General features: G+C 57.7%; 10 protein-coding genes. 6 read left to right on the top strand and 4 right to left on the bottom strand.

The window, feature by feature from the left end:
• Window positions 1–35 precede the first annotated feature (35 nt).
• On the bottom strand, window positions 36–656 hold the full coding sequence (locus ACFQY0_RS09810; protein WP_379711775.1) for a flavin reductase family protein: 621 nt from the start codon (window positions 654–656) through the stop codon (window positions 36–38).
• Between the two features lie 259 nt (window positions 657–915).
• On the opposite strand from ACFQY0_RS09810, the gene ACFQY0_RS09815 reads away from it, so the two are divergent.
• The 4 genes from ACFQY0_RS09815 to ACFQY0_RS09830 all read left to right on the top strand — a co-directional run bounded on the left by ACFQY0_RS09815 (window position 916) and on the right by ACFQY0_RS09830 (window position 5515).
• A complete protein-coding gene (locus tag ACFQY0_RS09815; protein ID WP_379711777.1) occupies window positions 916–1830 on the top strand; it encodes a hypothetical protein in 915 nt (304 codons plus the stop codon).
• Window positions 1831–1926: 96 nt separating this feature from the next.
• Window positions 1927–3144 (top strand): zinc-dependent alcohol dehydrogenase, encoded by a 1218-nt coding sequence (locus ACFQY0_RS09820; protein ID WP_379711780.1) that lies wholly within the window; start codon window positions 1927–1929, stop codon window positions 3142–3144.
• 187 nt (window positions 3145–3331) lie between these two features.
• A complete protein-coding gene (locus ACFQY0_RS09825; protein WP_379711782.1) occupies window positions 3332–4711 on the top strand; it encodes a Gfo/Idh/MocA family protein in 1380 nt (459 codons plus the stop codon).
• A 312-nt stretch (window positions 4712–5023) separates the two neighbouring features.
• On the top strand, window positions 5024–5515 hold the full coding sequence (locus tag ACFQY0_RS09830; RefSeq protein WP_379711785.1) for a hypothetical protein: 492 nt from the start codon (window positions 5024–5026) through the stop codon (window positions 5513–5515).
• 86 nt (window positions 5516–5601) lie between these two features.
• Here ACFQY0_RS09830 and ACFQY0_RS09835 read toward each other — a convergent pair whose 3' ends face one another.
• Together ACFQY0_RS09835 and ACFQY0_RS09840 are read right to left on the bottom strand one after the other, a co-directional pair.
• Window positions 5602–6006 carry a hypothetical protein gene (locus ACFQY0_RS09835; RefSeq protein WP_379711786.1) on the bottom strand — a complete coding sequence of 135 codons (405 nt, stop codon included), beginning with the start codon at window positions 6004–6006 and terminating at the stop codon, window positions 5602–5604.
• A gap of 431 nt (window positions 6007–6437) precedes the next feature.
• The gene (locus ACFQY0_RS09840) at window positions 6438–10811 is read right to left on the bottom strand and encodes a choice-of-anchor Q domain-containing protein (RefSeq protein WP_379711787.1); all 4374 of its coding nucleotides are present in this window, start codon (window positions 10809–10811) and stop codon (window positions 6438–6440) included.
• Window positions 10812–11063: 252 nt separating this feature from the next.
• On the opposite strand from ACFQY0_RS09840, the gene ACFQY0_RS09845 reads away from it, so the two are divergent.
• A complete protein-coding gene (locus ACFQY0_RS09845) occupies window positions 11064–11210 on the top strand; it encodes a hypothetical protein (protein ID WP_379711788.1) in 147 nt (48 codons plus the stop codon).
• 84 nt (window positions 11211–11294) lie between these two features.
• Here ACFQY0_RS09845 and ACFQY0_RS09850 read toward each other — a convergent pair whose 3' ends face one another.
• Entirely contained in the window at window positions 11295–13688 is a 2394-nt protein-coding gene (locus tag ACFQY0_RS09850) for a choice-of-anchor R domain-containing protein (RefSeq protein ID WP_379711790.1), read from the bottom strand.
• A 171-nt stretch (window positions 13689–13859) separates the two neighbouring features.
• On the opposite strand from ACFQY0_RS09850, the gene ACFQY0_RS09855 reads away from it, so the two are divergent.
• Window positions 13860–14420, top strand: a complete 561-nt coding sequence (locus ACFQY0_RS09855; protein ID WP_379711792.1) for an ECF-type sigma factor — start codon at window positions 13860–13862, stop codon at window positions 14418–14420.
• Window positions 14421–14465 lie beyond the last annotated feature (45 nt).

Raw genomic sequence — 14465 nt, forward strand, 5'->3', positions numbered from 1 at the left:
CGGCATCGGGGGGCCGGGGCGCGGAGATGGCGCTTTCAGGCTTTCGGCTTGGCGTAGGGCAGTCGGTCGTGCTGTGTGATGGTAAAGTAGGTGTCGAGCGCGGTGGAGGCGACGAGGCCGATGGCCGCCAGGTCGACCGAGCCGTCATCGGCGGGCATCCCTTGTGGAAGCTGGACATGGGTGACCCGACCTACTATGAGCTTCGTACCATTGGTCGGAATATCGATCAGGTCCTCAAGTGCGAGGGCTAGGCGGAAAGGGGACTCCCTGACGAAGGGTGCGGTGACGCCTTCCTCGAAGTAGGGTGTCAGGCCGCTGGCATCGAACTCCGACACCTCGTCCGGGTAGCGGGCCGAGCAGTGGTGGGCCTGCTCGATGATGGCGCTTGTGAGATGATTGATCGTCCAGCTGCCCGTCGCGATGATGTTGGCAAGCGTATGTCGGGTGACGACATCGGGCCGGGTGACCATGCCCAGCAGCACCGGGTTCGATCCGATGTGCACGACGCTTGAGAAGGGGGCGAGATTGGTGTGGCCGGAGAGATCGGTCGTGCCGATGAGAGATACGGGTTTGATTCCGGGGAGAGTGGTGGCGAGCTGGACGCGGACAAGCTTGTCCATCGCATCAATCTCGGTGCCTGTTAGAGTGTTCATCATGAGAAGGGTCGGGAGGTGGAAAGTCCATTTTCTGGCTGGAAGGTCTAGCCGTTGATGAATTTCGAGACCTGTGAAAATCGCAGGGTTTCCGCAAGGTTGTTGGAGTTGCGCCAGCCTATTGACGGGATCGGGTGGGTCAAGGAGATGGCCTCCGCCGGGCCGGGCGCCGTGTCGGGGAGCCCGGGGCGAACAGAATTCTGAGGGACCATGCCGTTCTCCAAGGTTGCGAGATTCTTCACGGCTGATTAGACTGTCCGTCATGAATAATCGGAACTTCGCCTGCGCGGCAGTATTTTTCATTGCCGGTGCTGCGGCGGAAGTGCCGGATGAATCCCAGTTGCTCGCGGATCCCTTCGCCAACCTTGATGAGCTTCCCGTAGTCGCGGATTATTCGGTCGAGGTTGATAGGACGCGTGGCGCATTCTCGCTGGATGAAGGAGACGGGATCTACACGGAGGGTGCTCATTTTGCGAAGTGGGACTGGAGACTCGAGGCGCCAAGGCCGGGGAGTTATCACGTTGGATTGATCTATCATTCGATCCATCCGAGTCTTGGCGTGCAGCTGAGGATTGGCGATGAAGTGATGGTGAAAACCCGCGTGCCGAGCAAAAATCTGTCGAGGAATCCGGACGCCTTGAAACTCGGGAAAATCAAGCTGTCGGACACAGGAGACCAATCCGTGATCATGCTGACAGGCGATCTGTCCAATATTCCCTCATGTCAGGTGAAGTCTCTCGAGTTCGGTCCTGCTCCCGAGAGCGAAGTGCCCGAGCAATCGGTCGACGGCGTGGTCCTGCTTGAAGCCAAGTCGGCAACCACTTACTCCGAGAACATGCGTTATGGTTCGGGAGCAGAGGGTGAGCGACTTGGCTTCTGGACGAGTGAGGAGGACTGGGCGGAGTGGATCTTCACTCTGAGCAGCCCGGGCGAATTTGAAGTATCGGTATTTTATCGCTGCGGAAAGGAGAACAGCGGGAACAAAGTGAAACTGCTGGCAAACGAGCAGGTTCTCGAGTTTAGCACCGCAGATACCGGCGGGACCTGGCAGGAGCTGAAGCTCGGCAAGGTGAAACTCGAGATCACCGGTGAGAACAAAATCGCCCTGCTGCCCGAGCCCATGAAGACCGAAGCAGTGATGGAGCTGCAGAAGATTGTTGTTAGCCCGCTTCGTTAGTCATGGCTGTTCTGGAATGGACCCTGCCTGACGATTGAAGCGGAATCGGCAAGTGATTCTTGTAAGCGCAGGGCGCCTGTGGTGACTTCGGTCCGGATGAATCGCCCAGCTGTCGATGAAGAGGATGTTCGCAGGATCGTTCGTGAGGTGATCGCCTCGCAGGCTGCCACACAAGCCGATCGCCTGTCTAACAGCTCCACGGTCGGGAAATCGGGACGTGCTGCTGTCCTCACGGCTCCCAGGACTCTCGAGATCAAACGCTTTCCACTGCGAGACATCCGATCCGACGAGATCCTTGTCAAAGTCGAAGCCTGCGGCATCTGCGGCACTGATATCCACTGCTACAACTCCGACCCTTTCGGCCTCACCCCCGTGGTCCTCGGCCATGAGGGCACCGGCGAAGTCCTTCAAGTCGGATCCGAGGTGAAGATGGACAGCGTCGGCAAGCCGGTGAAGGTCGGCGACAAGATTGTTACCAGCATCCTCGAGAACTCCGAGGAGTGCATGATCGCGAAATACAACCCGCTCAAGTCGAACCTCTGCGACGATCTCAAGGTCTATGGTTTGCTGCCTGATGAAGCCGACAATCACTTTAATGGCTACTTTGGCGAATATCTCATCATTCGCCCGGGTTCCTCGTTCTTTGTGGTCAATGAAGTGAGTCTCGAACTGCGTTGCCTGATCGAGCCGGCAGCGGTCGTCTGCCATGCATACCAGCGGGCCAAGGATGTGGGCATGCGGCTCAACTTCCGTGCTCGGGTGATTGTCCAGGGCTGTGGGCCCATCGGGCTGTTGATGGTCGCCGTGCTGCGCACCGCCGGCATCAACAACATCATCGCCATCGATGGCAATCCCGAGCGGCTCCGGATGGCAGCCTCACTGGGGGCCGACGAGACGCTCAACTACAAGGACTATGGGGGCATTGATGAGCTTGCGGCGAAGGTCGAAAGCCTTACCAAAGGGGTCGGTGCTCATGCCGGCTTCCAGGTTACCGGCGTGCCCCAGGCCTTTGCCAACCTTTTCAAGTGCATCCGCCGTGGTGGTGGCATCTGCGAAGTCGGGCATTTCGTCGACGGTGGGGAGTGCTCGGTGAACCCGCACCATGACATCTGCCGCAAGGAGATCACCGTGACCGGCAGCTGGGTTTACAACAGTTTCGAGTATCCCAATGCCTATCATTTCCTCCAGCGTGCCGAACGCATCGGCCTGCCGGTCTCTTCGCTGGTCACCCACAAGTTCCCGCTCGACCGGATCCAGGAGGCCTTTGACGTCAATCTCCGCCAGGAAGGCGTCAAGGTGATGGTCGAGATTTGATCCCCATCAGCCGCCGCCCGATCTTCTTCGGGCTGTCGTCTTCCCCGGCTTTGAAAGTCGAGGTGTGAGTCGAATTGGGCGGCCTCGCCCGAGGGGGGGCATTCGGGTGCTTTGGATCGCTTGAAATGATTTGCTGATGGTGCCAGTATCGTTTCCTGCCAGAAATCCCACTCCAACCCATTCCATCATGAGCAACCCCACGAATTTTCCTCGGCGCGATTTCCTGAAACGAACCGCCGCCCTTTCCGCAAGCGCTTTTGTGCTTCCCCGCATTGCGATCGGCCAGTCCGGCCCCTCGGCAAACGGCAAAGTCAACATTGCCATGATCGGCGCCGGAGGCATCGCCAGCCAGGCTTACGATGGATCGAAAGGTGAGAACATCGTCGCGCTTTGCGACGTCGATTCCAAAACCCTCGACGCAGCTCGCGCCAAGCAAGCACCCAAGGCGAAGACCTTCACGGATTTCCGCGAGATGTTCGACAAGATGGGCGATGAGATCGACATGGTCTGCGTCAATACTCCGGACCACACGCACTTTCCCGCCACCATGGAAGCCATGCAGCGCGGCATCCACGTCTTCACCCAGAAGCCGCTCGTGCACAACGTCTGGGAAGGTCGCACGCTCGCGAAGGCCAAGGAAAAATACAAGGTGCACACCAACATGGGCAACCAGGGTCACACATTCGATGGCATCCGCCAGATGCGCGAGTGGTATGAGGCCGGCATCTTCGGCCAGATCAAGGAAGCGCACTCGTGGATCAACGGACCGGATTGGGGAGGAAGATACTTCGCCCGCCCGGAAGATCCGATGAAGCAGCACGCGGTTCCGGAAAATCTCGACTACGACCTCTGGCTCGGACCTTGTCCGGAGACACCTTACCACCGCCTCTATCATCCGAGGAGATGGCGCGGATTCAATAAGTTTGGAACCGGCACTCTGGGCGATTGGTTCTGCCACGTGGCCGACGCACCGGTCTGGGTGCTCGATCTTTACGATCCGGTCTCGGTGGAAGCGGTCGAGGTCGATGGTGGCTCAGATTTGCTGGTTCCCGATGGCGCCACGGTGCGCTGGGACTTTGAAAAACGCGGCACCAGGGAGCCGCTCAGTTTTTACTGGCACAATGGCACTACCAGCCTGATGCCCAAAAAACCCGAAGGTTGGACCATCAGCAACAATCTTCCCAAGTACGGAACCCTCTATTTCGGCGACAAGCAGATCGGCTATACCGACGAGCGCTCGAACAACCCACGGCTGGGAAACCGCGAGGCCATGCTCGCCCTCAAGAAGGCCGGATTCCCGGAAGAAAAGTATCCCCGCGTCAAAGGTGGCCCGATTCGGGAACTCGTCGATGTCGTCAAGGGCAACATCAAGGAAGCCGGCGCGAACTTCGACTACTCCGTTCCCATGAACGAGGTGATGCTGCTCGGCGTTCTCGCCTGTCGTCATGGAGGTAAGATCGATTGGGATGCCAAGAACATGAAGATCACCAACCGTCCCGAGCTCAACCAGTTCCTCAAGGATCCGGTCCGCAAAGGCTGGGAATACGGCGAGGATCTCTGGACCTGATAAGGCTCGCTCCGCCGAACAAACCAAGCCCGCTCCTCAACAGTGAGGGGCGGCAATAAGGGGGAGACCGGAACATGATCCAGAGATCTCTGGGGCTTCTGACGTCAGCCATCGCAAGCTTCCCGATTCACTTGCAGGTCCCTCTGAGCCCTCTTCTTGAAGACGGAGGCGACTTTCGTCAGACCGGTGGCAAAACCGGATTCTCTCAGGGATGACCAATGGCCTGGGTTCTCCAAATCATCCACCCGCGGATCTGATGGTCTCGACTTTCTAACAAGCCCTGCTTTAGTCCTCGCTCCAAGCCAATTCACCATGACTTCTCTTCGTCGCATCCTCGGTCTATCTATGCTGCTTATCGCCGTCGCCGGGACGACCAGCTGTAAGCATGAAATCTCGAAGGAGGAGGATGATCGGTCAAAGCTGCCCCAGTATGATGCATGGCTCGAGGTGCTGCGTGGGGATGGCGTGAGTTGGAGAAGCGGAACCCTGCTCGATTGGTCCCCCTTGTCCGAACCTCCCTACGAAGGGACGGCGGCTATTTCGAATCCACCTGGCGGAGAGATTTCTGCCCACGCCCTTTACCTTGGCCGGAAGGACGATGCCGATCTCTGGCGGATCACCATTGAAACTCCGCCTCATGATCGACCCGAGCCGATCGTGCGCGAGATCGAGTACCGAAACGGCCTGATCTCAATCTGGAAAGATTCGAACCACGAGGTGCTCCTGCTCCCGCCGGACCAAAAACCCAGCCCGGGTCAACCCTTGAAAAGGGACGAGGGGCTCGATCTGTTGCCGTCTTCTTGAATCGAGCATTTCAACTCGAGAGATCGGCAGGAATCGACGATTGATCATTGAGTGCGACTGGATTCGTCCCAGTCTGCAGGCGTCGATCAGCCGGCCACCTCGATGGCCATCTTGCGAGCTTTAATGGCCTCAATCACGGCCACTTCTGCTTCCATCAGTGCGTGAGCTGCGACGATGACGGCATCACAGGCGTGTTCCTCCTTGCGGTCGGCATCCTTTTCAATGCGGTGGATTTCGATGTCGGTTTTGAGGTCCTCCAGCTTGTCGATGACCTGATCCTTGGTTTCGGTGAACCATTGCTTGAGTCGCTCACCCGCCTTGTGGGCTTCGTCCCGTTTCGAGTCACGACGCTGAACGGCTTCACTCAGGCCCGATTCGATGGCCGTCAGTTCCTGGTCATCATCGAGGTGCTGGCGGACATGCGTGAGCGACTGATTGACGATGCTCAACTCCTCGCGGATTCGGTCGTGCTGGTCATTGGATGCGTTCATAACGACTTATTAATGCACCAAAAGTCCGGGTGGTCGAACTCCGTTGAGGAAGAATTCTGCCATACTGGGACAGGCCGGCCCTTCGCCCCGACATCAGCCCTTCATCGGTCGCCACTTCCATGCGCCAGTGATCAGTATGATCCCGACTGTCCCGCCCACGACCCAGCCGAGCCACTCAAGCCCGCTCACGATCATCACACCGGTTCCTGCCATCCATGCCAGAAATAGGGCCACCCCAGGGCACAATCCCGATCCCCCGCAACCGCTCTCGCAAACATTATCCGAGCCATTCCCTTCACCTTCTTGATTCATGGCGATAAGAGCTGAATCCCACGCTTTCATTCCAGAATGGACGAGAAAGAATTGTCGTCCTCCCCTGCGATCTTCACCGGAGGAAGCTCCGCGTTGATCTCTCAGAATTTTCATTGAATTCATTCGGTCGCATCAAAGGTGATATTGATCCGGTAAAACGCAGCGCCGGCGGGTGGGGCCAGGTCGGTGATGGTGACACCGGTATCAATGATTTCGACGCTGATCGTGCTCTCTGTGAAGTCGAAGTGGATGATGCCGTCGAAGCGGTAGATCTCTTCGAAGCTCACGAGATCACTGGAACGCTCGAGGGCCCACAGAGTGCCGGAGGCGGCGTCGTCCGCGATGCCGAAGCTGAGCATCGGGTAGCCCTCCGGATCCAAGGTCGGCGAGAGCAGACGCGAGTTGTTAGAGTCTGCTAGGAAGGGATCCGTGCCGAGGGCCTGCTCGATGATGAAGACTTGACCGTCGTCATCAAAGTCGCTGTCCGCGATCCGGGAGAGGTCCGGCGAGCCCTGGTACTCGACCGCGCCGATGTCGGGGAGCCCGGCATGGGCGAAGCCGCGCTGGTCGGTACTGAGATCGGTCGTTGTCCCGGCATTGATCACCGGAGATCCCGGGAACGGCAGCATCGTCCAGGTCCCTCCCCCATTGTCGGCGAGGGGAGCGAGCAGAGGATCGATGTCGGTGAGGTTGTTCAGGTTCACCTTGGCTTCGTCGAGACGGGCGCCGCTGCTGTTACCAATGAGGCAATGGGAGACATCCAGATGATTGGCCGGCGATGAGCCGCTCAAGTCGGAGGCGATCGCCTCCGAACCAACGATCTTGCTGGTGTTATTGGCGATGATGGAATTGCTAAGGGTCACCGTTCCCGACCTGGAGTTGATCCCGCCGCCAGTTCCATAATACCCTATGATAGAGTTCCCGCTGACGGTGGAGTTTGTGAGGGTAATGGCTCCGGAGGAGGTGTGAATCCCGCCACCGAAAACATGATCAGCATCTTTGCTTGAGTTTCCACTAAGGGTGGAGTTCGTAAGGGTCACGGCTCCGGAGTCGGTGGCGATTCCGCCACCGACGCATTGAGTGGTGGCGGAGGCTCCACCGCCGGAGCCTTGGTATGGTCGTCTGTTGGAAGAACAGTTATCGCTGAGGGTGGAGTTCGTTAAGACGATGTTGCCAGCCCTAGAATAGATTCCGCCACCGTAGCCTACGACGGAATTTCCACTCAAGGTCGAGTTGCTTAGAGTGACGGCTCCAGACAGGGTGTAGATTCCGCCTCCGGATGCGACGAAGGACAAGCCGGCCTGGTTGCCTTCAAAGGTGGAGTTTCTGAGCATGACCTCACCACTTTCGGTATAAATTCCACCGCCCTCACCGGTAGCGCTATTGTCACTGACAGTAGAATTGTTGAGTGTGACGATGCCGTTGTTAGTATAAATCCCGCCCCCATGTCCGGGGATGGAAACCCAGTAGGTCCGCCCTCCATGGAAGCCTATTCCCGACCACCTATCGCCATAATACCCCGATTCCACTGATTCATTTCTGATGATCATCGAGTCGCTTAGGGTGATGCTTCCACCTTCGGAAAAGATCCCTCCTCCATGATTTGCTCGATTATCGCTGAGGATGCAGCTAATCACGTTGAGCGATCCGTTGGAGCGAAAATGGATCCCGCCGCCATCGGCAAGAATTGTACCACTCAAATTTGAAGGTGCCGATCCATTACGAAGCACGAGATTTGTGAGAGTCAGATCTCCACGCCAAGCATTAAAGCTAATGATGCGCGATTGCCCATCGCCATCGATCACGGGGGCTTCCGCAAGATCCGAGGCATCGATAATGAGGCCGTCGGTGATCATGAGGTCACCCTTGTGAGAATCCCTTTCGGTCGATGTCTCCGGAGTTAGGGTGATCACTGCTCCGGAGAGGTCCCCGCGGAAGTGGATTTGCCTGTTGCCCGGAATCTTATTGGTCAGGAGGATGGCCTCTCGCAGGGTGAGACTTCCGTCCGAAAAGTCATCGTCCATTTCGTCACTCGCATCCGACACGATGAGAATCACTTCACGTTCAAAGGCTCCAATGTCGCTTCCGTTGCTGCCATTGAGATTGGGTATGTTTGGATCGTCGGCGTAGAGAATTCCCCTTTGGTCAGTCCCGGTGGTATCTCTCTGATCGATGGCTGGACTGCCTGCAGCCAAGGGATGGGTCTGAGTGGGACCACCATGGTCTCCGAGAGCCTCGAGGAGCGGGTCGACATCGATGAGGTTGCTCTGGTTGACTTTGGCTTCGTCTAATCCCGCTCCGGTGCTGTTGCCGATGAGGCTGTGGGAAATCTCCAAATCCATTGCGGGATTCTCCGGGGCAGAGAGATCGGGAGCCGTGCCATCGTCGGCATTGTTGGCGATGAGAGTATTCAGCAGGGTGAGCTTGCTATTTCCGCCGTGAAGCCCGCCGCCCGATCCGCTTGCGATATTTTCACCAAGGGTGCAACTGGACAGGGTGACCGATCCGGTGCCGCTGGCAACGCCACCGCCATGGCTTCCTGCGCCATTGGTGGAGTTTCCGCTGAAGGTGGAGTTCGAAAGAGTCAGAGAACCGGACTCCGAGTAAATTCCGCCACCTGGACTGTGGGTGCCGGTGGTGGAATTTCCGCTGAGGGTGGACCGCGTGATGGTGAGCTTGCCAGCTGAGGAAAAGAGGATGCCGCCGCCGGGTTCGTTGGGGCCGCTTGTGTTTCCGTTTCGCAGGGTGAGTTGATTGAGGTCAAGATCTCCTGTGGGAGCGGTGAAGTGAATGCCCCGAGACTGCTGGTCGGCATCGATGACCGGTGCGATCGCTAGGCTCGATGCGTCGATCAGGAGATCGTCGGTGACAACCAGTTCACCTTGGGTGAGTCGGATCACCTGGCCGGAAAGTGAGTCGAGGAAGCCGATTTCGTTGATGAGCGGGTCAGCGTTGGCCACGTCAATGGCCTCGCGCAGCGTGCAGTTCCCTGCGGAATAATCCCGATCCGTCACATCTCCGGGATCGGAGACTAAAATGGCGGCACTTCGTTCAAAGGCCCCGATGTCGCTTCCGTTGCCCCCGGCTGCATTGGAAACGAATGGGTTGTCAATACGGGGAAAGCCGCGTTGGTCCGGTCCGGTGGTATTTCCTTGGTCGATGGCCGGGCTGTTGGAGGCGAGAGCATGGGTTTGGGTCGGCCCACCGTTGTCTGCCAATGGCTCTAGCAGCGGGTCGGCATCCGTGAGGTTGTTCACGTTGACTTTGGCATCTTCAAGACGGGCACCCGTGCTGTTTCCAATGAGGCAATGAGAGACTTCCAGATGATTGGCCGGATCAGAAGGGGAATCCAGATCGGAAGCGATGGATTCCAAGCCAAGAGCACTTTTCTCAATGAAGTTTCCGGCGATGATGGAATTGGCAAGGATGCAGGGTCCGGATCGGGCAAGGATTCCGCCGCCAGAGGAATATGGTCCTGCCGTGAAGTTGCCGGTGACAGTCGAGTTCGTGAGAGTGACGGCACCTATCGAGGAGCTGATCCCACCACCATAGCCGCCGCCATCATCTTCATAATATCCTGTAGCGGAGTTGCCACTCAGGGTGGAGTTCGACAGGGTGATGGCTCCAGAGGAGTGGATCCCGCCGCCATCGCCATAAACTCCTGCGGCGGAGTTCTCGCTGAGGGTGGAATTGGTGAGGGTCACGGCTCCGGAGTCGGTGTAAACCCCTCCACCTTGACCATAAATTCCTGTGGCAGAGTTCCCGCTGATGGTGGAGTTGGTGATCGTGATGGCTCCCGAGTCTGAGCAAATTCCACCACCATAGGCATATCCGCCTACTGCCGAGTTCCCGCTGATGGTGGAAGCCATGAGGGTGAGTTCTCCGCTAGAGCCAAAGAGAATCCCTCCGCCTCGCTCTCCCAAGGAATCATCTTCAGTCACCATGCCACTACGAAGGCTGAGATGGGTGAGTTCGAGGTCTCCTTCTGCCGCCGTGAAGTTGATCACGCGCGACTTTTGATCGGCGTCGATGATGGGGGACTCTGCTAGACTCGAAGCATTGATGGCGAGGTGGTCGCTGATAACGAGTTCGCCTTGCGCGAGGGTGAGGATTCCTCCGGAAAGTTCTTCTGCGAAATCGATGGTGTCGGGGCCGGGTGATTCATTCGCAGAATGGATCGCTTCGCGCAGGGTGAGCTGGCCGTCGTCTGCGGCGGAGATATCGGAAGCCGTCGTGACGGTGAAGGTCTCGGCCTGCGCGACGGCGGGCAGCCAAAACGCGAAGGCCAGCGCACCCAAGGCGGTTCGCATTCGCTTGAAGAACGCGAAGAGCGAATAGGAGGAGCGGCGGCGCTGGGAGGTGAAGCAATGGGTGATGAATCTCCAGTAGCCCAACGACTGCTCCCCGCGACGGCGGAGGGCGCGGCAGTGGGTGCGGGAGAGAACGACACTGCGGCGACGGCAAGAATGTTTTTTGGCGGGAGTGGTGGTCATGGCTTTCGGGGGTAAGAAGGGGGTGATGATGGTTTGCGAGGGTTCGCAGTTCAGGAGGGAGGATCTGGTTATGGAGTGATTACCCGGGTCTGTTGGCTTTGGTGACCCGGGTGACTCCACCTGCGAATGCGGGGATTGGTGTGTTCTGCCTATTCATGCGCGATCGGCGGCGAAAACGCGCCACGCAGATCAAAGAATGTCGCAAAGCCTGCGATAAACCGCCCAGGGGGTCGCCCGAATGGTTCGATATTCATGGCTTGGGTAAAGGTTTGCGTCATCAGTGTTGTGCAGGGCGAGCCTGGCTGGCATTTGATCTCGCAGATCGTCGAGCTCGATCTCGGTGACGACCGCAGAAGCCTCTCGAATGTTCCTTTCGAACGGCTTCATCGTGGCTTTTGATTGTCTGAAAGGGTATCTCCGCCCACGTCCCTTAGACGCATCTCGGACTCTGGTTGTCGACCGATCACTGTGCTTGTCGAAAATTCATTCGTCGTCGCTAATGCGATAGAACACTCGGGTGGGGAGTGCCTCGAAGTTGCTGTCGATGAAGCTGGTGCTGGCGCCTTCGCTTGAGACGTCGCTAGCGATCGTCTCCCAGGTTTCGAGGTCGAAGGAACGCTCAACGAGGTAGCGGACGTCGGGCAGTTCGAGAGAGTTCCAACTCAACTTCACCGCATTCTCACCGGCAAGGGGAGCGACTGAGTTGATCCGAAGTGGTTCTGACGTTCCGAAGAGTTCGATCTCACCGAGAACGAACTCAGACCCCAACTGAACGTCAGAATAGTGATGGGTAGAGAAACGGATAACACGATAAGCCGCAGGAAGTCGGAAATGAGTCCCGGAATCGAAACGGACGACCTGATCTCTCGTGGTCCAGATTGACTCCCCTGGATTGGCCCAGTGGAAGATGGTCTCAAAGTGAGTGCCATCATTGGATCCTTGGATCTCAAAAGCTAATGGATTGTTCCCTAACCTGTTCCCGGAGGAAATGGTGAAGTGACTCAGGACGATCGCCTCTGGAAAGGTCACCTGAGCGTAAAGATAGGGAAATATGCCGGTGCGATCTGCGGATCGGGTTTTCCATTGGAAGTCGCCTCCGAGTTGATTGTCAAAGAGACTGTTCGGAGTGGAAGACACACCGAAAAAGTCGAAGGATTCATGGCTGATTTCGGCGGCGGATGAACCGGTCGTAAGTCCACCACCCATCAATGCCTCATTGCCGGTTCCGAGGTATCTGAAAGAAGGGAAGCTGTCCGGGTCGTTCGGTGCCAGGTTCTGCTGGCGTTCTAATGAGTCACCAAAGCCGTCTCCGTCGGTGTCCCTCAGATTCGGGTTGGTCGCCTGCGAGTCGCCCGCCATTGGGATCTCTGCACCATCACTCAGGCCATCAAAGTCGCTATCCGCATGATTGGGATAAGTGCCGGTGTTGGTGGCGTCGACGTAAATGCCGGTCTTGGTTTCCACCCCATCGAGCAGGCCATCGCCGTCGCTGTCCGGTTCATGGGGGTCGGTCCGGTTCTCATATTCTTGAAGATTATTTGAACCATCATTGTCCGGGTCGTCAAAGGCATCATCCGTTGTCGGGTCCAAGCCCTCGCGCTCTTCCCAGCCATCTTCCATGCTGTCGTTATCGGTATCATTGACAGGTGTGGAATACAAACTGAATGCGGCATGTCTCCAGGGATCACCCACCTCCTGGAGCGGGTGAATAATCTCCGCCCAAGACATCTGTTTCACCGGGCCCGGACCGGCTGATCCACAGGCCCAGTAGTGAAAGGGCGCATGGGAGTTTCCTTCGGGATGAATATATTCGACCGAGAGCCAATACCGGGTATTTGCGGCAAGTTCGAAGGGATTGACGAACTCCAAGGAGAGTTCATGGGCCGGATAGCTCGTGCCGTTCCACACAAGCGGGCGGAGATCATCGGAGCGTTGGACCTCGGTTGCCGGTCGGATTTCTTCGTGAATGAAGCCGTTCAAACCGTCATGGTCGACTTCGCCGTTTTTGTCGGCCCAGATTGCGACTCGATACTTTCCCTCATCACTTGGGGGAGAACTGCCGTTTCCAACAAAGAGGCAGGTCCAGCGAACTTTCGTGAGCACCTCTGCTTGCGGCAGGATAAAGTTGTCCCACCGGAAATTGGAAGAACCCTCGCTTATGCTGAGATCGGCGGGTGAGGCTTCATAGGTTTCGAAGTCACGTGATAAGTCACGACCTGGATCGATGGGGCCGTTCCGAAAGCCGAGGCTGGCCTGCTCGTAGCATAAGGTGGCGCGCTTCGGGCTCTCAACCGACATCACCAGGTAGTCGACGGGTTCTCCTTCGATCACATCCGGTGCGAACACCCACTCTTCTCCGGGGACCTGGAGCTGGAGCTTTGGCCCCCCATTCGTGCCGGTCGCGTCTTCCGTGGTGTTCATGAAGAAGGTATTCTCTAAGTCGGGGATCGTGGCACCGGTGGAGTCGATCAAGAGATAGTAAGTTGTATGGGGAAGGAGTCCTGTGACGGGGTCCTGAAACAAGATGATGCTTCCCCCTTCGTCGTTGGTGTTCAGGGTCGAGAGTCCGACGACTCCCAGCGAGGCAACCTTTGATCCTGGATGACCACTGTCTTCGTCCCAGATTTCGACGCTGACCTGCCCGTCGGGTGAACCGATTCTTGCGAGAGGGAGACTCACCGACCCTACGGCGCCGTCCGGACCAGTGGTGAACCCCTGCGCTGTCAAGAAGCCGCCTTCAGGAGTGGTCCCGAGTTCATCTGGCGTCCAGACAAAGGGGGCGGGCATGGAGTCGTAGAGGGTAGTCTGGGATTCGGCCTGAAGCGGCACGACGAGGGTCGCAAAGGCGACGGCGGCGCAGAAGTTGGATCGTTTCATGGTGAGGTTGTGTTGGGGGTGAGGGGAGGGATTCACGCCCTCTCTCCCTGCCGTGCGCCAAAACGGTGGAAATCATGCCAGGGAACTTGAGAAACTTCGAAATCCCCACAAACCCCTCGCCAAAGCGGTGGAATTGCTTTGGTTTCATAGGAGGCAAGTTAGACGAATTTGATGGACGACGTGACACGCATTCTTGAGGCGAGGGAGTCGGGAGACACCCGGGCGGCGGAGGGGCTGTTGCCGCTGGCTTATGATGAGTTGCGCCGAATGGCCGCGAACAAGATGGCGAGCGAGCGGGCCGGGCACACGCTGCAGCCGACGGCATTGGTGCATGAAGCCTACCTGAGATTGGTGGACCCGGACGGGGAGGAACCACACTGGAACAGCCGAGCGCACTTTTTCGCGGCGGCGGCGGAGGCGATGCGGCGAATCCTCATCGAGAGCGCGCGGCGGAAGTTGAGCAAGAAGCGTGGCGAGAGGCCGGAGATGACGAGTTTTGACGAGCAGCAGTTTGAAACCGAGGTGCCGTCGGAGCGCTTGTTGGCAGTCGATGAGGCGGTGACCCAGTTGGAGCGGGAGCATCCTGACTTCGCGGCGGTGGTGAAGCTGCGCTACTTCGCCGGGATGACGGTGCCGGAGATCGCGGCGGCGCTGGGCAACTCGGAGAGCACGGTGAACCGAACCTGGGCGAGCGCGAAGGTGTGGTTGTATCGGGAAATTGGAGAAGAATGATGGCCGAGCGAATTTTGCTGAGATGATTGGTCCTGATTCCACGCA

The sequence above is a fragment of the Haloferula chungangensis genome, assembly GCF_042664875.1.
Classification (GTDB): Bacteria; Verrucomicrobiota; Verrucomicrobiia; order Verrucomicrobiales; family Akkermansiaceae; genus Haloferula; species Haloferula chungangensis.